At 72.9% G+C, this 19,647-nt stretch carries 15 protein-coding genes and 2 pseudogenes; 8 read left to right on the top strand and 9 right to left on the bottom strand.

Going from position 1 to position 19,647, the window contains the following annotated elements; translation table 11 throughout:
- Positions 1–6: 6 nt before the first annotated feature.
- On the top strand, positions 7–669 hold the full coding sequence (locus tag TU30_RS14725) for a response regulator transcription factor (RefSeq protein WP_042169676.1): 663 nt from the start codon (positions 7–9) through the stop codon (positions 667–669).
- 164 nt (positions 670–833) lie between these two features.
- Entirely contained in the window at positions 834–1,991 is a 1,158-nt protein-coding gene (locus tag TU30_RS14730; RefSeq protein WP_042169678.1) for an ROK family transcriptional regulator, read from the top strand.
- Positions 1,992–2,125: 134 nt separating this feature from the next.
- On the opposite strand, the gene TU30_RS14735 is transcribed toward TU30_RS14730, so the two are convergent.
- Together TU30_RS14735 and TU30_RS14740 are read right to left on the bottom strand one after the other, a co-directional pair.
- The gene (locus tag TU30_RS14735) at positions 2,126–2,887 is read right to left on the bottom strand and encodes a GntR family transcriptional regulator (protein ID WP_042169680.1); all 762 of its coding nucleotides are present in this window, start codon (positions 2,885–2,887) and stop codon (positions 2,126–2,128) included.
- A gap of 171 nt (positions 2,888–3,058) precedes the next feature.
- Positions 3,059–3,955 (bottom strand): RNA polymerase sigma-70 factor, encoded by an 897-nt coding sequence (locus TU30_RS14740; RefSeq protein ID WP_042169682.1) that lies wholly within the window; start codon positions 3,953–3,955, stop codon positions 3,059–3,061.
- 171 nt (positions 3,956–4,126) lie between these two features.
- Between TU30_RS14740 and TU30_RS14745 the strand changes: the two genes are divergently transcribed.
- From TU30_RS14745 to TU30_RS14755, 3 genes are all read left to right on the top strand, one after another.
- On the top strand, positions 4,127–4,957 hold the full coding sequence (locus TU30_RS14745; RefSeq protein ID WP_042169684.1) for an alpha/beta fold hydrolase: 831 nt from the start codon (positions 4,127–4,129) through the stop codon (positions 4,955–4,957).
- 145 nt (positions 4,958–5,102) lie between these two features.
- Positions 5,103–6,689, top strand: coding sequence for an alkaline phosphatase (locus TU30_RS14750; RefSeq protein WP_042169686.1), 1,587 nt, complete (start codon positions 5,103–5,105; stop codon positions 6,687–6,689).
- Between the two features lie 124 nt (positions 6,690–6,813).
- Positions 6,814–8,160: a GNAT family N-acetyltransferase gene (locus tag TU30_RS14755; RefSeq protein WP_078878288.1), complete on the top strand. Its 1,347-nt coding sequence runs from the start codon at positions 6,814–6,816 to the stop codon at positions 8,158–8,160.
- An 87-nt stretch (positions 8,161–8,247) separates the two neighbouring features.
- Here TU30_RS14755 and TU30_RS14760 read toward each other — a convergent pair whose 3' ends face one another.
- Positions 8,248–9,411, bottom strand: coding sequence for a PLP-dependent aspartate aminotransferase family protein (locus TU30_RS14760; RefSeq protein ID WP_042169857.1), 1,164 nt, complete (start codon positions 9,409–9,411; stop codon positions 8,248–8,250).
- A gap of 60 nt (positions 9,412–9,471) precedes the next feature.
- Between TU30_RS14760 and TU30_RS14765 the strand changes: the two genes are divergently transcribed.
- Both TU30_RS14765 and TU30_RS14770 read left to right on the top strand, forming a co-directional pair.
- Positions 9,472–9,963: an Lrp/AsnC family transcriptional regulator gene (locus TU30_RS14765; RefSeq protein WP_042169688.1), complete on the top strand. Its 492-nt coding sequence runs from the start codon at positions 9,472–9,474 to the stop codon at positions 9,961–9,963.
- A gap of 32 nt (positions 9,964–9,995) precedes the next feature.
- A complete protein-coding gene (locus tag TU30_RS14770) occupies positions 9,996–11,684 on the top strand; it encodes a DUF885 domain-containing protein (protein WP_042169689.1) in 1,689 nt (562 codons plus the stop codon).
- A gap of 344 nt (positions 11,685–12,028) precedes the next feature.
- Here TU30_RS14770 and TU30_RS14775 read toward each other — a convergent pair whose 3' ends face one another.
- The 3 genes and pseudogenes from TU30_RS14775 to TU30_RS37230 all read right to left on the bottom strand — a co-directional run.
- Positions 12,029–15,028, bottom strand: coding sequence for an AAA family ATPase (locus TU30_RS14775; protein WP_042169691.1), 3,000 nt, complete (start codon positions 15,026–15,028; stop codon positions 12,029–12,031).
- A complete protein-coding gene (locus tag TU30_RS14780) occupies positions 15,025–16,188 on the bottom strand; it encodes an exonuclease SbcCD subunit D (RefSeq protein ID WP_042169692.1) in 1,164 nt (387 codons plus the stop codon). The genes TU30_RS14775 and TU30_RS14780 overlap by 4 nt, the downstream gene beginning before the upstream one ends.
- Positions 16,189–16,411: 223 nt before the next feature.
- Positions 16,412–16,624: pseudogene (locus TU30_RS37230) on the bottom strand (hypothetical protein); the annotation flags it as partial.
- A 306-nt stretch (positions 16,625–16,930) separates the two neighbouring features.
- Here TU30_RS37230 and TU30_RS37235 point away from each other — a divergent pair.
- A pseudogene (locus TU30_RS37235) lies at positions 16,931–17,146 on the top strand (IS30 family transposase); the annotation flags it as partial.
- A gap of 73 nt (positions 17,147–17,219) precedes the next feature.
- On the opposite strand, the gene TU30_RS14790 reads toward TU30_RS37235, so the two are convergent.
- The 3 genes from TU30_RS14790 to TU30_RS14800 all read right to left on the bottom strand — a co-directional run bounded on the left by TU30_RS14790 (position 17,220) and on the right by TU30_RS14800 (position 19,602).
- Positions 17,220–18,356, bottom strand: coding sequence for a tryptophan dimethylallyltransferase family protein (locus TU30_RS14790; protein WP_052479801.1), 1,137 nt, complete (start codon positions 18,354–18,356; stop codon positions 17,220–17,222).
- A gap of 508 nt (positions 18,357–18,864) precedes the next feature.
- Positions 18,865–19,287: a hypothetical protein gene (locus tag TU30_RS14795; protein WP_042169699.1), complete on the bottom strand. Its 423-nt coding sequence runs from the start codon at positions 19,285–19,287 to the stop codon at positions 18,865–18,867.
- 48 nt (positions 19,288–19,335) lie between these two features.
- Positions 19,336–19,602 carry a bifunctional 2-polyprenyl-6-hydroxyphenol methylase/3-demethylubiquinol 3-O-methyltransferase UbiG gene (locus TU30_RS14800; RefSeq protein WP_042169702.1) on the bottom strand — a complete coding sequence of 89 codons (267 nt, stop codon included), beginning with the start codon at positions 19,600–19,602 and terminating at the stop codon, positions 19,336–19,338.
- Between the last annotated feature and the right edge of the window lie 45 nt (positions 19,603–19,647).

Genomic DNA, 19,647 nt, shown 5'->3' on the forward strand with positions numbered 1-19,647 from the left:
GGCCGGATGCCGGTCACCGTTCTCCTCGTCGACGACGAACCCCTCGTGCGCGCGGGCCTGCGGGCCGTGCTGGAGGCGCAGCCCGACATCGAGGTCGTCGGGGAGGCGGCCGACGGAGCGGCGGTGATTCCGCTGGTGCGGCAGTTGCGGCCGGACGTGGTCGCCATGGACGTCCGCATGCCGCTGATGGACGGCATCGAGGCCACGCGTGCCGTGCTGCGGACGGTCGCGGACCCGCCGAAGATCATTGTGGTGACGACGTTCGAGCAGGACCAGTACGTGTACGAGGCACTGCGCGCGGGCGCCGACGGGTTCCTGCTGAAGCGGGCGCGGCCCGCCGAGATCGTGCACGCGGTGCGGCTGGTCGCCGAGGGCGAGTCGCTGCTGTTTCCGGCGTCGGTCCGGCAGTTGGCCGCCCAGTACGGTGAGAGCGGCGGCAACCACGCGGTGCGGGCCGTGCTGGAGCGGGCGCGGCTGACCGAGCGGGAGGCGGAGGTGTTGCGGCTGATGGCGCGGGGCCTGTCGAACGCGGAGATCGCCGGCCGGCTGGTGGTGGGGGTGGAGACGGTGAAGTCGCATGTGAGCGCCGTGCTGGCGAAGCTCGGGGCGCGTGACCGCACGCAGGCGGTGATCACGGCGTACGAGTCGGGGTTCGTGGCGCCCGGGTGAGGCGGGTGCGCCGGAGCCGGGTGGGGTGGGTCGGGTCGGGTGAACGGCCGGGCGTGCTGCGGCGGTCCGGTCGTGGGCCGGAGGTGGTCGTGCCCGGTGGTCGCCGGGGCCCGCCGTGCCGAGTACGATCCGCCCCACACGCGCACGAGCGGGGAGGACGGACGGTGAGTCGGCTGACCGGCGGGGATCCCTCGCTGTTGCGGAGGATCAACTCCGCGGTGGTCCTGCACGCGCTGCGGGCCACGGACTGCGCGACGCTGACCGAGGTCACCAGGGTGACGGGGCTGTCGCGGCCCACCGTCGAGGGCGTGGTCGAGGGGCTGATCGAGGCGGGCCTCGTCGTGGAGAAGGCGGCTGAGGAGGGTGCGGCGCGGCGCCAGGGGCGGCCGGCCAGGAGGTTCCGGTTCCGGGCGGAGGCCGGGCATCTGCTGGGCCTGGAGATCGGGCCGCACCGGGTGGCGGTGCTGCTGGCCGACCTGGACGGCCGGGTGATCGGAGCCCAGGCCAAGGACGTCGGGGAGACCGCCGGTGCCGACGAGCGGCTGGAACGGCTGCGCGCCGCCGTCGCAGAGCTGCTGCGCCGGGCCGGCGTGCCCCGCGACTCGCTGCGGGCCGTGGGCGTGGGGACGCCCGGGATCGTCGAGGCGGACGGCACCGTACGGCTGGGCACGGCACTGCCCGGGTGGACGGGGCTGGATCTGGGCGAGCGGCTGAGCCGGTCCTTCGAGTGTCCGGTGCTGGTCGAGAACGACGCCAACGCGGCGGTCGTGGCCGAGCACTGGAAGGGCGTCGCGACCGGGACCGACGACGTGGTGTTCGTGCTGGCCGGACTGAGTCCGGGCGCCGGCTCACTGATCGGGGGGCGGCTGCACCGGGGGTACGGCGGGGCGGCCGGTGAGATCGGCGCGCTGCATCTGCTGGGCCGCGAGGCGACCCCCGAGAAGCTGCTCTCGACCACGGACGAGCCGCTGCATCCGCTCGACGAGCAGGCGGTGGCCGAGGTCTTCGCCCAGGCCCGCGAGGGCGACAGACGGGCTCTCGCGGCCGTGGACCGTTTCATTCGGCGGCTGGTCCACGACGTGGCGGCGCTGGTGCTGGCCCTGGACCCGGAACTCGTCGTGATCGGCGGCTGGGCGGCCGGGCTGGACGGCGTACTGGAGCCGTTGCGGCGCGAGCTGGCCCGCTACTGCCTGCGTCCGCCGCAGGTCGCCCTGTCCCGCCTCGGGGAGGCGGCGGTGGCGACGGGTGCCGTACGGCTCGCCCTGGACCATGTGGAGCAGCAACTCTTCGCGGTGGAGGGCACGGTGACGGCCCGCCGGTAGGCGGCGCCCCGCCCGCGTGGCACCACGCGTCCCGGGCATGCCCCGCCGCCGGCCTGTTCCCCCGGCCCTCGGCGCCCACCTCGCCGGCACCCCAGTCCCGCTCGGCCGCGGCCTGCGCCCGAAGACGCGAAGGCTCAGGAGGCGCGGCGCTCGGGGCCGTGGTGGATCTCCACGCCTCCGAAGTCGCCGAAGGTCAGCCGGCAGGTGTCCGCCCGGTAGGTGGCCACGGAGAGCGCGGCGACGCGGCCCCGTGCGACGAAGCGGGTGGTGACGACGAGGACGGGCGCGCCCGGCAGGCGGTCCAGTTCCTTGGCGTCGTCCGCGCGGGCGGAGCCGAGCTCCACCGCGTTCTCGTGCCGCTCCAGCTCCAGGTGCTGCAGTTCGCGCAGCACCGCACGCGCGCGGGCCGCTCCCGACGGGGCGTCTATGGCGGTGAGGCCGGGCACCGAGGAAGCGGGGATGTACAGGAGCTCGGCGGCGACGGGCTGCCCCTGCGAGACCCGGGACCGCCGTACGGTGTGCACGGGCTCGTCCCGGGCGGTCGCCAGGGTGTCGGCGACGGCCGCGGGCGGTGCTTCGAGCGTGCAGTCCGTGGCCTGCCAGGCGTCGTCGGACCCGCCCGGCCAGGCGTGCTGCGCCGTGCCGAGGGAGACACCCATACGCGGCGGGGCGACGGTGGTGCCCACGCCCCGGCGGCGCTGCAGCCTGCCTTCCAGCTCCAGCTGCTCCAGTGCCTGACGGAGCGTGGCACGGGCCACGCCGAAGCGGGCGGCCAGATCGCGCTCGTTGGGCAGGATCTCACCCACCGCGAACTCCGAGTCGAGGGCCTCGCTGAGCACGGTCCTGAGATGCCAGTACTTCGGTTCCGGCACCGTTTCCAACTGCGTGGTCCCCACCCTGTCCTCCGCGATCGCCGGGTCCGGTGGCGTTTTAGCGCCCTTGTTTATTAAAGGTTGTTTCACTTCTCTGCGACCATATGGTGACCCTTACCCTTGGTCAATACCAATCGGACAGGGCGACGGGGCCCGCGCCGGGCGGCGCGGGCCCCGTGGGCGGTCGGCCGGCCCCTACTCGGCGGCCGCCAGCGAGCGCAGCTTGTCGGGGTTGCGGATGATGTAGACCGTCCGGACCCGGCCCTCGGCGATGTCCAGCTGGAAGACGGGGCCGGGCCTGTCCCCGGTGAGGACCAGTGCCGCGGGGCCGCCGTTGATTTCCAGGAGACGGACCGAGGGGTCGAAGAAGCCCTTGCGGGTGACACCGACGAGGAAGCGGCCCACCTTGTCGGCGCTCTCCAGCACGCGCAGCGGGGCGCGCGACTTGCCTCCGCTGTCGCCGACCAGTCGTACGTCGGGGGCGAGCAGCTTCATGAGCCCTTCCAGATCGCCGCCGGCCGCCGCCGCCAGGAAACGTTCGGTCAGATCGCGGCGCCGGACGGGGTCGACGTCGTGGCGCGGGCGGCGCTCCTCGACGTGCCTGCGGGCCCGCGCGGCGAGTTGGCGCACCGCCGGTTCGCCGCGGTCGAGCAGGGCGGCGATGTCGGAGTAGGGGTGGCCGAACGCCTCCCGCAGGACGAACACCGCGCGCTCCAGAGGGGACAGCGACTCCAGGACGACGAGGACGGCGAGGGAGACCGAATCGGCGAGCACCGCCTGCTCGGCGGTGTCGGGAGCGGTGTCGCCGAAGTCGGTGACGTACGGCTCGGGCAGCCACGGGCCGACGTACGTCTCGCCCCGCGCCTTGATCTGACGCAGCCGGTCAAGGGCGAGGCGGGTGGCGACGCGCACCAGGTAGGCGCGCGGCTCGCGCACTTCGGACCGGTCGCCGCCCGCCCAGCGCAGCCAGGTCTCCTGGACGACGTCCTCGGCGTCGGCCACCCGGCCGAGCATGCGGTAGGCGACCCCCAGGAGGACGGGGCGGTGTTCTTCGAAGGCGTTGGTCACGGTGTCGGTGCTGTCGGTGCTCACCCCTGCATCCCAGCCGACCCGCACGGCGGTGTCCAGGCGGATCCGGGCACCTCCCGGAGCCGGAGCCCGGAAGCGGGCACCCGGGGGGCTACCCGTCGGTAGTAATTGCTGACAAGCTGTCTACGGCGTCAGGCGGCGTCCCACCCCGAGTCCCAGACGAGGAGCACCCTCATGTCCGCGACCGTCTCCTTCGAGGTCACCTCCGCGCACGGTCCGCAGACCGTGACCCTGTCCTACGCGCGCGTGGGCCGCGGCGAACCGCTGCTCCTGCTGCACGGCATCGGTCATCACCGCCAGGCCTGGGACCCGGTCGTGGACATCCTCGCAGCCGAGCGCGAGGTGATCGCCGTGGACCTGCCCGGTTTCGGCGCCTCCCCGGCGCTGCCGGGCGGCCTCACCCACGGCCTGCCCACCATGAACGCCGCCCTCGCCGCCCTGTGCGAGAAGCTGGGACTCGACCGGCCCCATGTCGCGGGCAACTCGCTCGGCGGTCTGCTGGCCCTGGAACTCGGCCGTCAGAAGCGGGTACGGTCCGTCACCGCACTGTCCCCGGCCGGGTTCTGGACCCGTGCGGAGCGGCGGTACGCCTTCGGCGTGCTGATCGGGATGCGGCGGATCGCGGAGCGCATGCCACTGCCCCTGGTCGAGCGTCTCGCCCGCTCTGCGGCCGGGCGCGCGGCGCTGACCAGCACCATCTACGCCCGTCCGGGCCGCCGCTCCCCCGAGGCGGTGGTCGCCGAGACCCGCGCGCTCGCCGGGGCCACCGGCTTCACCGAGACGCTCCGGGCGGGCACCGCCGTACGGTTCTCCGACGACGTGCCCGGCATCCCGGTCACCATCGCCTGGGGCGCCCGCGACCGGCTGCTCATCCCGCGCCAGGGGGTCCGCGCCCAACGGACGATCCCCGGGGCGCGGCTGATCCGGCTGCCCGGCTGCGGTCATGTCCCGATGAACGACGACCCGGCCCTGGTCGCCCGCGTCCTGCTCGACGGCAGCCGCTGAACGGGGCGGTACGCGGCGCCGGCTGCGCGTCGCTCCCCGCGGCTCGGCGGCGAGTTGTTCACTCGGGGTTTGCGGGCGGGCCGCACCGCCCGAGTACATGTGGCAGTGCACACCGGCCGGATCCCCCGCCCCTGGAGGCGCATCCATGTCACCCCGTCCGCTCACCGGCCGTCGCTCCGTCCTGCGCGGCTCGCTCGCGGCCTCGGCGGCCCTGACCCTGCCCGCCGCCGTCGGGTCGGCGCCCGCCTTCGCCCGGTCAGGGCGCCCCGAGGCGAAGTGGGGTGTGCAGACGGGCGACGTGACGCGCGACTCCGGGTTGGTGTGGGTGCGCTCCGACCGTCCGGCCCGGATGATCGTCGAGACGTCGGCGACCGAGTCGTTCCGCCGCCCGCACCGCCGGCACGGCCCGTTGCTCGGCCCCGGCACGGACTTCACCGGGACCACCCGGCTGCACGGGCTGCCGGCCGGTGAGCAGATCCACTACCGGGTGCGGCTCGCCGACCCGGACGACCCGCGCCGCTGTGGCGAGCCGGTCACCGGTACGTTCCGGACGGTGTCCGCGCGGCGGCGCGAGGGCGTGCGGTTCGTGTGGTCGGGCGACCTGGCGGGGCAGGGCTGGGGCATCAACCCCGAGTTCGGCGGCTACCGGATCTTCGAGGCGATGGCCCGGACCGACCCCGACTTCTTCCTGTTCAGCGGCGACACCGTCTACGCCGACGGGCCGATCCCGGCGACCGTCGCTCTGCCGGACGGCGGTGTCTGGCGGAACATCACCACGAAGGAGAAGTCCAAGGTCGCCGAGACCCTGGCCGAGTTCCGCGGCACCTTCCGTTACAACCTGCTGGACGAGCACTTCCGCCGGTTCAACGCCCAGGTGCCGTCCATCGTGCAGTGGGACGACCACGAGGTGCGCAACAACTGGTATCCGGGCCAGCGGATCGCCGACACGGACAGCAGGTACACGGAGAAGAGCGTCGACGTGCTGGCGGCGCGGGCACGGCGTGCCTTCAGTGAGTACTTCCCGATGTCCACGCTGCGGCCGGGCCCGCGCGAGGGCCGGGTCCACCGGGTGCTGCGGCAGGGGCCGCTGCTGGACGTGTTCGTGCTGGACATGCGCACGTACCGCAACGCCAACTCCCCCGGTGACCAGACCGTGGACCCGCAGGGGATCCTCGGACGGGAGCAGTTGGAGTGGCTCAAGAGGGAGCTGGCGCGGTCGCGGGCGGTATGGAAGGTGATCGCCGCGGACATGCCGATCGGCCTGATCGTGTCCGACACGAGCGAGGGCGGCCGGCACGTCGAGGCGGTGGCCCAGGGCGACCCGGGGGCGCCGCTGGGGCGCGAGCTGCAGATCGCCGAGCTGCTGCGGTTCATCAAGCACCGGCGGATCACCGGCACGGTGTGGCTGACGGCCGACGTGCACCACACCTCCGCCCAGCACTACCAGCCCGCACGGGCCGCGTTCGGGGACTTCGAGCCGTTCTGGGAGTTCGTCTCCGGGCCGTTGAACGCGGGCGCCTTCCCGGCGAGCGCGCTCGACGGCACCTTCGGTCCGGAGCGGGTGTTCGTGAAGGCGCCGGCCGCGGCGAACGTCTCGCCCGCCGGCGGTTACCAGTTCTTCGGCGAGGTCGACATCGACGGCAGCAGCGGAGAGCTGACCGTACGGATGCGGGAGCAGGACGGGACCGTGCTGTACACGAAGCGGCTGCGGCCGGGCCTGGTCGGCCAGTAGCCGGACGACGGGCAACCAGTCGGCCGGCAAACCGACAAAGGGATCATAGATACCATAAGAACTCTTTACTCGCCAGCCACGACGCGTTAGTGATCACGAAACACACTTCCTTCACAGTGGTCGCATGAGTCGAGACATGTCAGACGTGGCGCGAGACCGGCACGGCCGTCCCCCGCGGGGGCGGACGAGAGGCGGACCGACCTCACGGTTCACGGCGGCCTTCCACAGTTGGTGGGCACGCCGCCACGGTCACGCGCCCCCCGCGTCCGATACCGGCGGCGGCCCGCCCCCGGCCGCCGCCGGAGCCGGGGCCGGGGGCAGCACCCCGGCCCGGAGCACGCTGTGGCGGATGCGGACGACGGTGCGGGACGAACCGGGCGCGCTGGCCTCGCTGTGCACGGCGCTGGCCGGGGAGAGTGTCGACATCCTGAGTCTGCAGACGCACCCGCTGGGCCGGGCCACGGTCGACGAGTTCCTGCTACGGGCCCCCGCCGACCTGTCCGGCACCGGCCTCACGGCGGCGGTGGCGGGCGCCGGGGGCACCGACACCTGGATCGAGCGGGCCGACGCCCACGACCTGGTGGACGCCCCGACCCGGATGCTGGGCCTCGCCGCGCGTACGGCACTGGACGCCTCGGAGCTCCCGCTGGCACTGCGGCAGTTGCTGGGGCGGTGCACGATCCGTTCGCTGCCCGCCGTGCCGGGTGCCGGCCGACGGGTGCCGGAGGGCGTGCCGGTCGAGGGGACCCTGGAGGACACCGTGATGAGGCTGCGCGCCCCCGAGGGCGGCGTGATCACCGTGGAGCGGCCGTACCTGCCGTTCACCCCCACCGAGTTCGCGCGGGCCAGGGCCCTGGTGGAGCTGGACGCCCGGCTCGGCCCCCGGGTCCCGCGCGGCCAGGACGTCCTCACGCTGCCCGAGGGCAGCGACATCACCGTGCGCCGGGCGGACACCGGCGACCTGGAGGCGGCCCGGGCGATGCACGAGCGGTGCTCGCCCGAGACGCTGCGCCTGCGCTACCACGGGCCGGTCGGCGACGTGGACCGCTACCTGAACCACCTGCTGAGCCCGCGCTTCGGCCGCACGCTCGCAGTACGGACCGCCTCGGGGCAGATCGTGGGCCTCGGCCATCTGCTGTGGGACGGCGACGAGACCGAGGTGGCCCTGCTCGTCGAGGACGCCTGGCAGCGCCGGGGCATCGGCGGCAAGCTGCTCGCCCGGCTGGTGGCGATGGCCGGCGAGGCGGGCTGCGCCCATGTCTACGCGGTGACGCAGGCGTCCAACACCGGCATGGTCGCCGCGATGCGCGGCCTGGAGCTCCCCCTCGACTATCAGATCGAGGAAGGTACCCTGGTCATCACCGCCCGCCTGGACCAGCGGCCGGCCCGCCGCGCACAGGAGGAGCGCGTCGAGCGGGAGGAGCACGGCGAGCAGGAGCACGGCGGCTCCCGGATCGGCCGCCGGTCATAGCCACCGCACCACGGAACACGCGGACCGGAGCGGCCCGGCGGATTCCGCCGGGCCGCTCCGTCGCCTACCGCGTGCGTGCGCGGCGCCTCAGCCGAGCGTCCCGTCCGGGCCGCCCAGCGCCTCGTCCAGGTCGGCCCACAGGTCGTCGACGTCCTCCAGGCCGACGGAGAGCCGCAGCAGCCGGTCGCCGACTCCCGCGGCCCTGCGGTCGTCGGCGTCGACGATGCGGTGGCTGATGGACGCCGGGTGCTGGATGAGGGAGTCCACGCTGCCGAGGCTCACCGCCGGGGTGATCAGCCGTACGCCGCCGATCACCGCGTGCGGGTCCCCGCGCACCTCGAAGGAGACCATCGCACCGCCGATGCGCGGGTAGTGCACACGGGCCACGCGCGGGTCGGCGGTGAGCCGGCGGGCGAGTTCGGCGGCGTTGGCGGAGGCGGCCCGGACCCGTACCGGCAGCGTCGACAGGCCCCGCAGCAGCAGGTAGCCGGCCAGTGGATGCAGCACCCCACCGGTGGCGAACCGTATCTGGCGCAGCCGCCCCGCGAACTCCTCGTCGCAGGCCACCACCCCGGCCAGGACGTCTCCGTGCCCGCCGAGGTACTTGGTGGCGCTGTGCAGCACCAGCCGCGCCCCGTCCTCGGCCGGACGCTGGAGGACGGGAGTGGCGAAGGTGTTGTCGACGAGCAGCGGCACGGAGCCGCAGTCCCGGGCGAGTGCCCGCAGATCGACCTCGGTCAGAGTCGGGTTGGCCGGTGACTCCACCAGCACCAGACCGGTGTCGGGTCGCAGCGCGTCGGCGACCCCGGCCGGGTCGGTCCAGGTCACCTCGGAGCCGAGCAGCCCGGCGGTCAGCAGGTGGTCACTGCATCCGTACAGGGGGCGCACGGCGACGACGTGGCGCAGGCCCATGGAGCCGCGCACCAGCAGGACGGCGCTGAGCGCGGCCATGCCGCTGGCGAACGCGACGGCGGCCTCGGTGCCCTCCAGGCGGGCGAGGGCTGTCTCGAAGCGGGCGACGGTCGGGTTGCCGAGCCGCCCGTAGACGGGCGGGCCGTCCGGTTCCGCGCCGGTGGCGGCGAAGGCGTCGATCCGGGCGGCCTCACCACGGCTGTCGTGGGCGGGGTAGGTGGTGGACAGGTCGATCGGCGGGGCGTGCAGCCCCTGCCGGGCGAGGTCGTCCCGGCCGGCGTGCACGGCCTCGGTGGCGAGTGCTCTCGTGGTGCTGCGCGTGCCCATGCGTACGTCCATGCCCCGAAGGGTGAACACCGGACGGGTCGTGGGAGCCGATCTCCGTGTTACGTTCGGCCGATGACCGATTCTGTCGTACTTGATCCGGTGGATCTTCGTCTGCTGCGGCTGTTGCAGAACGACGCCCGGACGACGTACCGGGACCTCGCCGCGCAGGTGGGGGTCGCGCCGTCGACCTGTCTGGACCGGGTGACCCGGCTGCGGCGCTCGGGCGTGATCCTCGGGCATCGGCTGAAGCTGGACCCGGCCAAGCTGGGGCGAGGGCTCCAGGCGCTGCTGTCGGTGCAGGTCAGGCCGCACCGGCGGGAGCTGGTGGGGCCGTTCGTGGAGCGGATCCGGGCGCTGCCGGAGTCACTGACCGTCTTCCACCTGACCGGGCCGGACGACTATCTGATCCATGTCGCGGTCGCGGACATGACGGATCTGCAGCGGCTGGTGCTGGACGAGTTCACGTCGCGGCGGGAGGTGGCTCGCGTGGAGACGCGGCTGATCTTCCAGCAGTGGGACTGTGGTCCCCTGCTGCCGTCTTCGCCCTCGGCTCAATCCGGGTGACGTCCGGCAGGCCGCGTACCAGGATGGTCGTCATGTCTGAGACCAACAACCCGCTGCCCCGCGAGGTCGCCGACGCCTACGTCGACGACCTCATCGCCCTCGACCCGGTCACCGGTACGTACCTCGGCGTGCAGGAGAGTTCCAGCCGCCTGCCCGATCTCTCCCCCGCGGGCCAGGCGGCGCTCGCGGAGCTCCGGCGGGCCACGCTCGTCCGGCTCTCCGAGGCCGAGACAAGGCCCGGCGCGGACAGCGACATCGAGCGCCGCTGCGCCCGGCTGCTGCGGGAGCGGCTCACCGCGGAGATCGCCGTGCACGAGGCCGACGAGGGCCTGCGTTCGGTCGGCAACCTGGGCACGGTCGCCCACTCGGTGCGTGAGGTGTTCACCGTGACGCCGACGCAGACCGAGGAGGACTGGGCCGCGGTCGCCGAGCGGCTGCGCGCCGTGCCGGCCGCGCTGGCGGGCTACCGGGAGTCCCTCGCGCTCGGACTGGAGCGCAAGCTGTACGCGGCTCCGCGGCCGACCGCCACGTTCGTCGGGCAGCTCGCCGAGTGGGCGGACACCGGCGAGGGCCGCGGCTGGTTCGAGGACTTCGCCGCGGACGGTCCGGACGCCCTGCGCGCGGAGCTGGACGGGGCGGCCTGGGCGGCCACCGCGGCCGTGGTGGAGCTGCGGGACTGGATGCGCGACGTGTACGCGCCGGCGATCGAGGGCGCACCGGACACCGTCGGCCGGGAGCGCTACGCCCGCTGGTCCCGCTACTACAACGGCACCGACCTCGATCTGGACGAGGCGTACGCCTACGGCTGGGCCGAGTACCACCGGCTGCTCGGTGAGATGAAGAAGGAGGCCGAGAAGATCCTGCCGGGTGCCGGGACGCCGTGGGTGGCGCTGGCGCACCTCGACGAGCACGGCCGGCACATCGAGGGTGTCGACGAGGTCCGTGAGTGGCTGCAGGACCTGATGGACAAGGCGGTCGACTCGCTCGACGGCACCCACTTCGAACTCGCCGAGCGGGTACGGAAGGTGGAGTCGCGGATCGCCCCGCCGGGCAGCGCGGCGGCACCGTACTACACACCCCCGTCGGAGGACTTCTCCCGGCCGGGCCGTACCTGGCTGCGGACCATGGGGCTGACCCGCTTCCCCGTCTACGACCTGGTGTCGACCTGGTACCACGAGGGCGTGCCCGGCCATCACCTCCAACTGGCGCAGTGGGCGCACGTCGCCGAGGACCTGTCCCGCTACCAGGCCTCCGTCGGCATGGTCAGCGCCAACGCGGAGGGCTGGGCGCTGTACGCGGAGCGGCTGATGGACGAGCTCGGGTTCCTCGCGGACGCGGAGGAGCGGCTCGGTTACCTGGACGCGCAGATGATGCGGGCCGCCCGGGTCGTCGTCGACATCGGCATGCACCTGGAGCTGGAGATTCCGGCGGACTCGCCGTTCCACCCGGGCGAGCGCTGGACTCCGGAACTGGCCGAGGAGTTCTTCGGGGCGCACAGCAGCCGTCCCGCGGACTTCGTGGAGAGCGAGCTGACCCGCTATCTGACGATCCCCGGCCAGGCCATCGGCTACAAGCTCGGCGAGCGGGCCTGGCTGCTGGGCAGGGAGAACGCCCGTAAGCGGCACGGCGATGCCTTCGACCCCAAGGCGTGGCACATGGCGGCACTGTCCCAGGGTTCGCTGGGCCTGGACGACCTGGTGGACGAACTGTCGGCCCTGTGAGCCGGGCCGCCGGGGCAGGCGCCGGGCGCCGGGACGGCTCCCCCGGCGTCAGCGCCGGAAGCCGCCCTCGGAGTCGATGACCTGACCGGTGCCCCTGCCCCGAGCTCTCGACTCCGTTCGAGCAGGGGAGACCCCCATCGCCTCGTCCGTGGCCGGCCACGCGATGAGGCGGGCCGGGTCGTCGGGCCATCCCCCCACCGCCCGCCGGGGAGGCGTGCGGCGACGGCGTCGCAGGCCTCCCCGGTGAGGTGGCCGGTGTCCACCGGCCCGGCCGCCCGCGCCCGGCCGTCGCTCACGTTTCCACTGCCGCCCCGACTTCCCCCACTCGGCCGGCCGCGCCTGTCTCAGCCCACGCCGTGCATGCGTACCGTCGAACCCGATCGGCCCTTCACCACCGCGAGTTGGGCGTGGATGCGCCGGCGCAGGTCGGCGACGTGGCTGACGATGCCCACGCTGCGGTCGCGTTCCCGCAGGGAGTCCAGGACGTCCAGCACCTCGTCGAGGGTCTGGTCGTCGAGGCTGCCGAAGCCCTCGTCGATGAAGAGGGTGTCCAGCCGGACCCCGCCGGCCTCGTCGGTGACGACGTCGGCGAGACCGAGCGCGAGGGCGAGCGAGGCGAAGAAGGTCTCGCCGCCCGAGAGAGTCGCGGTGTCCCGCTCCCGGCCGGTCCACGCGTCCACGACGTGCAGGCCGAGGCCGCTGCGGCCACGGCCGCTGCGGTCGTCGGAGTGCACCAGGGTGTAACGGCCGGACGACATGCGCTGCAGCCGGGCGGTCGCCGCGGCGGCGACCTGTTCCAGTCGGGCGGCCAGGACGTAGGACTCCAGGCGCATCCTGCGTTCGTTGTCGGCGGAGGTGCCCGCGGTGAGGCCCGCCATGCGGGCCACCCGGTCGTACTCCTCGCGCAGCGGTGCCAGCCGCCGCGCCGAGGCGGTGGCCCGCGCGGAGAGCCGGTCCAGTTCGGCGCAGCGACGGGCGGCGGCGTCGCGGGCCGAGGACGCCTCGCGCACCCTGCGGTCCGCGTCCTCGGCGGTGCGCTGTGCGGCGGCGAGGTCTGCGGGGGGCTGCTGGGCGGCGGCCTCGGTTTCGGGCTCGGCGAGCACCGCGCGGACGGCGGCCTCCTGCTGCTGCCGGGCCTCCAGGCGGTGCTGCAGCGCGCGGTGGTCGGCGGGGTCGAGGAGGGCCGCGGCCGCCGCCCGCGGGGTGTCGAACCCGGCCCGGAAGGCGGCGTCCGCGAGCCTGGCATCGGCGTGCTTGAGCCGCTGCGCGGCGCCGTCGGCGAGCCGGGCGGCCTCGGCGGCGTCGGAGAACCGCGCCGCGGTGCACTCCAGTTGGGCGGCGCGCGCGGCCACGCTGTCCGCGGACCCCCGCGCCGTGGTCAACTCCTCCTCCAGCGCGGCCTGTTCCCGGTCCAGGCGCTCACGGACGCCCGCCCGCGCGGCCGTCCGGACCGCCGCCTCGCGCTGTGCGGTGACCCGCCGCTCGTGCTCGTGCTCGTGCTCCGCCTGCCGCAGCTGTTCCTGCGCGGAGTGCAGTACCGAGGCCGCGTCCCGCGCCCGCGCGTACCGCGCCTCCAACTCCTCCACCTCGTGGACGAGCCGGCCGGTCGGTGTGTCCCCCGCCTCCGCTCCGGCAGCGGCCAGCGCCTCGCGGACGACGCCGAGGCGCCGTTCGTCGTCGGCTCGGCGTTCCTCCGCGCTCTGGTGGGCGGCGAGGGCTCGCTCCTCCGCCTCGCGGTCGACATGACCGGCGTCCTTGCGGGCGGGGGCGGGGTGCTCGGTGCCCCCGCAGACCGCGCAGGGCGCGCCGTCGGTAAGGCCCGCGGCGAGTTCGGCGGCGATGCCGGCCAGCCGCTGTTCCTTGAGGCCGAGCCAGTGCTGCTTGGCCGCGAGTGCCTGTTCCCGGGCCTTCCGGGCCTGCTCGGCGGCGCGGTCGGTGTCCCCGGCCAGCTGGTCCCGCAGCCGTGCGGCGTTCAGCCGCTTGTGCGCGGGGTCGCGCTGCACCGCGAGTTCACCGGCCCTCGTCGCGGCCTCCTGCGCGGACTCGATGCGGGCCTGGAGCGCGGTGCGTGTCTCGTCCCATCCGGTGAGCCAGGCGTCCGACTCCTCCAGCACGTCGTCGTCGGCACGCTGCCGGCGGTCCAGGCCGGCCCGCTCGTCGAGGAGCTCGGCGAGCCGTCGCTCGGCCCGGCGGGCCGACTCGAGGCCGCCCAGTTCCTCGGCGGACCGGCGGGCGGCGGCGGCGAGCCCGGCCGCGCCCGCCTCCCGATGGGCCGCGGGGAGCAGGGCACGCATGCGTGCCTCGACGGCGACCGCGTCCCGGTGTTCGGCCTCGGCGGACTCCCGCAGTTCCAGGGCGGGGGCGACCGCCTCGGCCTTGCGGGAGCGGTCCAGGCGGTTCTGCGCCTCCTGCCGGGCGCCGTCCCCCTCCGCCAGCCGCGCCGCGCTCTCCCGTGCCTCGGCGAACCGCCGCTGCAGCCGGTCCCGTTCGCGTACGTCGTCCAGTGACCGGTCGGCGGCGGCCTGGGCGGATTCGGCCGCGGTGAGCCGGCAGCGGGCGACGGCGAGCTGTTCGCGGGCGGTGCTGCGGGCGGCGGCAGCCGCGGTCAGCACGCTCTCGGCCAGTCCCGGTTCGCCCGGCGCGAGGTCGTCGAGGGGCATGGCCTCGCCCGCTGCCTGCTGCATCCGGTGCGCTTCGGCGAGCAGGTCCGCGTCGCCGGCCCGTACCTGGGACTCGGTGGCGCGGCGGCGCTCGGCGAGGTGCTTTTCCACATCGGCGAAGCGGCGGGTGTCGAAGAGCCGGCCGAGGAGCTTGCCGCGGGCCTCGGCGTCGGCGCGCAGGAACCGCGCGAAGTCGCCCTGCGGCAGGAGGACGACCTGGCAGAACTGCTCCCGGCTCATGCCGAGGAGCTGGGCGACCTCCTCCCCGATCTCCTGGTGGGAGCGGCTGAGGTCCTTCCAGGACCGGGCCGCCGGGTCGTACTCGCGCAGCCAGGTCTGTGCCTTGTCGAGGGTGGTACCGGTGCCGCGCTTCTTCGGGCGCTGCCAGGGCGGTTGCCGGGTGACTTCGAGCCGGCGTCCGACGACGGTGAGGTCGAGCGTGACCTCGGTGCGGGTGGCGGGGGCGGCGTGGTCGCTGCGCAGGGTCATGCCCTGTCCGCTCTGCCGGGGACCGGGGACGGAGCCGTACAGCGCGTAGCAGACGGCGTCGAGTATCGAGGTCTTGCCGGCGCCGGTGGGGCCGTGCAGCAGGAAGAGGCCCGCGGCGGACAGCTCGTCGAAATCGACGGTGAGCGAGCCGCCGAAGGGCCCGAAGGCGGTGATGTCGAGCCGGTGCAGCCTCACCGCGCCACCTCCCGTACGGCCTGGTCGGCGCGGACGGCGTCGACGGCGTCCCGCAGGACGGCCCGCTCCCGCTCGTCGGGGCCGGTGCCGCGCACATGGGCGACGAAGTCCTCCGCGATCTGCTGGTCGTCACGGCCTGTGAGGCGGCGGGCGTAGGACACCGCCGGGTCGTCGGGCGCGCGGTCGGGGTCGAAGACGAGGCTGAGGATGTGCGGGAAGCGTTCGCCGAGCCGGACCATCGGGTCGGCCGGACGGACCGGGTCGGTGAGGGTGGCCTCCACCCACGCCTCGCGGTGCGGTTCGAGCCCGGGGTCGGCGAGCAGTTCCTCCAGGGTGCCGCGGATTCGGGCGAGGGCGCGCGGCACCGGGCAGTCGACCCGCTCGGCGGTGACGCCGCCGTCGGCGGCCAGGTCGACGAGCCACATGCTCTTGCGGTGGTCCGCCTCGGAGAAGGAGTACGGGAGCGGGGAGCCTGAGTAGCGCACGCGCTCGGTGAGGGTCTGGCAGCCGTGCAGGTGCCCGAGCGCCACGTAGTCGACGCCGTCGAAGACTCCGGCGGGTACGGCGGCGACCCCGCCCACGGTGATGTCCCGCTCGCTGTCGCTCGGTGCGCCGCCGGTGACGAAGGCGTGCGCGAGGACGACCGAGCGGGTGCCGGGCGGGCGGGCGGCGAGGTCGGCGCGGATCCGGTCCATGGCGGCGGCGAGCACCGTCTCGTGCCCCGCCTGCTCCAGCCCGAACTCGTCCTTGACGAGCGCCGGTTCCAGATAGGGCACTCCGTAGAAAGCGACCTCCCCGTGGGTGTCGGACAGCATCACGGGGGTACCGCTCGCCGAGGGGTCGGTCCGCAGATGGATGCCCGCGCGCCCGATGAGTCCGGCACCGACGCCGAGGCGGCGGGCCGAGTCGTGGTTGCCGGAGATCATCACCGTCGGCACGCCCAGGTCGGCGAGGCGGTGCAGGGCGTCGTCGAACAGCTCCACCGCGGCGAGCGGCGGCACGGCCCGGTCGTACACGTCTCCCGACACGACCACCGCGTCGACGGCGTGCTCGCGCACGGTCGTCACCAGGTGACCGATGAACTCGGCCTGGGCACCGAGCATGCCGACCCGGTGGAACGACCGGCCGAGGTGCCAGTCGGAAGTGTGCAGAACTCTCAAGACGCCACTCCGACCTGCATGTTTCCCCTTACTCCGCCCCTGTAGTCAGCACCGAACCAGCATGGTCCCCGTGGTCGGCACCGACCACGCTAGCGCCCGTCAGCACCTGATCCATTACGGACCTCAGTCTGCCACCAGCATCCGGGGTCAGACGGCCATAGGTGTCGGCCGTGATCTGGATGGTGGAGTGAGCCCTTTCCGAGCTGACGGTGTGACCGCGAGCTCGGAAAGGGCTCAATGCGTTGATCGCACCGGACAGGACCGTACCGAGTATGAGAAAGGGCAATGCCTGCACCGCGATAGAGAGAAAGACAGTCCGCCATGCCTGCACGGCTGGCTCATTCCCCCACCGGCCGACGGCGAAGAGCGCCGTCCCGGGAAGCACCGCCGCTCCCAGGAGCAGCAACGGCCACCACCGCAGCCAGCCTGGGACCGGAGCGTCATTGGTGGCCGCGGCGGCAGTTGCGGCTCCGGGGAGCTCCTCGGTCTGTTCTTATGTCTTGGGCGTACCGCTCCGAATGTCTGATGTTCGGAACGAAGATAGCGGTTCTGCGATGGGCGACCGGCACGGAAGCCGAACAGTCCGCCATGGGCTGGCGCTGTGTGCCAGCCCACCCGCCCACAACCTGACATCAGCAAGGTCCCCACCCATAACCACACCAAATGACCGACCTGGCCAGCAGTCACAGCAAGCACCGTTGCAGTACTACAGGGTCTGTTTCATCTCGCGGTGCTCGTTCCCGCTCTGGCCGAGACCCATGAGCGCATGAACCCCCGACTACGCAGCAGCACGCTGATCTGGGATCGAGGCACGGAACTGGCAGCCCACGAGCATCTCAGCGCTGACACCGGTGTCGACGTGTTCTTCGCAGCACCGCGTAACCCCTGGCAACGTGGAACCAACGAGAACACCAACAAACTGCTCCGGCAGTACCTGCCCAAAGGAACGAACCTGTCGACGCGCTCCACACCGTCACCGCGACGCTCACGCCCGGGGGCCGACCGGGGTGGTGCCCTGCCGGTCACTGCCGTCAGGCCGGGCGGTAGGTGCCCGGGGCGAGGTAAACGGCGAAGCGCGGGGCCGGCCCACCGCGGTAGGAGAGGAAGTTCTGGGTCGCCGACTCCGTCAGCGGACCGTCCGACAGAGCGTGGAGAGCGGCCGTGTAGGGCGCCGGGTGCACGTTCTCCTCGCGCATGAAGGCCGCCACGCGGTCGTGCGCGGTCGCGTCGTCGCTGTGACCGGGGATGAGCGGCACATAGAGCGTGGCGCCCGGCGCGTCCTGAGCAGAGCTGAAGCTCCAGCAGGTGACGGGGGGCTTCTGCCATCCGGACTCGCGGCATCCGGTGACACGTTCGAGAGCACGGGCGAAGGAACCGGGTACGTGATCGCGGGCGACGGCCGACTGGGCATCTATGTCGTCGACGGTCACACCTGTGTGCGCGAGGTAGACCTTGCAGCGGGCTTCTCGGGTGGCGGACAGGTCCAGGGCCAGTCCGACAGGTTCGTGCGCGATGCCGTGGATGCCACCCAGGTGATCGGCGAGGGCGTGCCAGGGGCGTTCCATGCCCAGCCGGATCATGGCCTCCTCTGTGCGAGCAACAGCGTGCTCGCGGCCGGCGACGGCGGGGTTGAGATAGATCTTGTAGAGCGGGTGTCCGCCCCGCCGCCAGGCAACCCCGTGGGAGAGCGAGAAGTATCCGCGCGGGTCCCCGTCCGTGAAGAGGGCCTCGACGGCGAGGTAGCGCTCGATCGAGACTCCCGGACGGTCGGCCAGGCTGCGGGTGAAAGCCCTGCCGTCTTCCTGACGGGCAAGAGACGTCCCCGGGTGACTCGGGGTTTCGAGCGAAAGGCGCAGTTCGCTCTGGCCGTCGGCCCAGGCGAACGACACTTCGAAAGGCATGCCGTCGATGGCGACCCAGCACACGCGCTCGGGCGGCTTCCCCGCGGGGAGTTCACCCCAGGCCCCGAACAGCTCGCGGACCAGGGCGAGCCTCGACCGCCGTTCGCTTTCGCTCGCACCGAGCACCTCGCTCCCGCGCCGGATCTTGTCGCAGGCGATGTCGGCGTAGCTGTCGGTCGGTTTGTACCTCTGAGACTCGAAGCGCACGGGCCGTCCCACCATCTCGGCGGCGACTCCCGTGTCCGGTGTGAGAGCAGCATCTTCCATTGACTCTCCCTGCACAACTGGGCACAAGTAGCGGGCGCAAACGATCGGATCGTCTCACCCGGTGACCGCCTGCACCTGATGTCCGGCGAGATTCATTATGCTATGAGATATAAAGTACATATGTTTCAGCCAAGTTCAGGTTTAATTCGACACACCCCTGTGCAGTACGAGCGACGCGGATGGCGGTCGACCGCACTACGTCGCTGACTGTGCACACAGGGTCGTACCTGCGCTTACCCGTGGTCGTACCGGTCTCTGCGAGGTCGGGCCGAGAACGGCCTGAAGATCTCACCTGCGAAATTTGCGTGGCGGTGTTCTGCTACACGACCGCAACACGTCGGCCGGAGCCGTGCATGTTCGCGCATCTCCCCCAGCGAGCAGGGACGCCTACGGGGAGCTGTTGAAGCGTGACCGCGCCGCAGCACCCGCTCTGGTGAACCCGGGACATGAACGCTCGCCACAGCCGACTTACCGTCGATGCCCTTGGTGCGGCTCTCGCTCTCGTGCCTCACCTGCACCACCCGGTGCACAGCGGCCGGTACACGGCGAAGCCGACGGACGAGCGGAATGAGAGTCCAGGAAGCCGGACGGCCACAGGCAGGCAGCGACAGGCCGGGTGAGCTCGAGCGGGCAACCGCGACCGGAGGTCCGCAAAGAGAATTGTCGGGCCGACAACGGCCGGCGTGCACCCGATGCCCGGTGTCCCGTCGAACTGCTCCACGCCGTCCTCTGCCCGCCTGGGCGCCTCGCTCGCCGCGCCGATCTCCGCGACCTCGGGGACCACTGCCCCGGAGAGCCCGGCGAGGACGCACTCGAGGGTCTTGCGGACGCTGTGGCCGGAGACGTCGAGGAGCTGGTCCAGTACGAGCCCGCTGTGGGTGGTCAGGCCGGGATAGACGTCCAGCGGGGTGATCGAGGCGATGCCGGTCATCTCGAGGTACGCCGCGAGGCCGGCCTCCTCGGCCTCGGCGAGCGGGGCTCACTGCACCAGGTTGGCGATGATGAGGCGGCCACCGGGTCGCAGGGCTGTGGCGAGTCGCCTCACTACGCGCCGCGGATCGGACATGTGCAACAGCGACTCGAACAGCCACACCGCGCCGAAGGACTCGGGTTCGGAGCAAAGGTCGGCCGCGTCGCCGTGCTGGAACCTCACCTGCCCGTCAAGACCTTCTGCCTCGGCCGCCAGGTTCGCCAGAGCGCGATCCTCCCAGCGCAGCGCGGAGCACACCGGAGCTTTGCCCGACATTTACCACGAACCGCCCTTCGGCACTTCATTCCGGCCAATCTCCGG

The sequence above is a fragment of the Streptomyces sp. NBRC 110035 genome, assembly GCF_000829695.1.
In the GTDB taxonomy this organism is placed as follows: domain Bacteria; phylum Actinomycetota; class Actinomycetes; order Streptomycetales; family Streptomycetaceae; genus Streptomyces.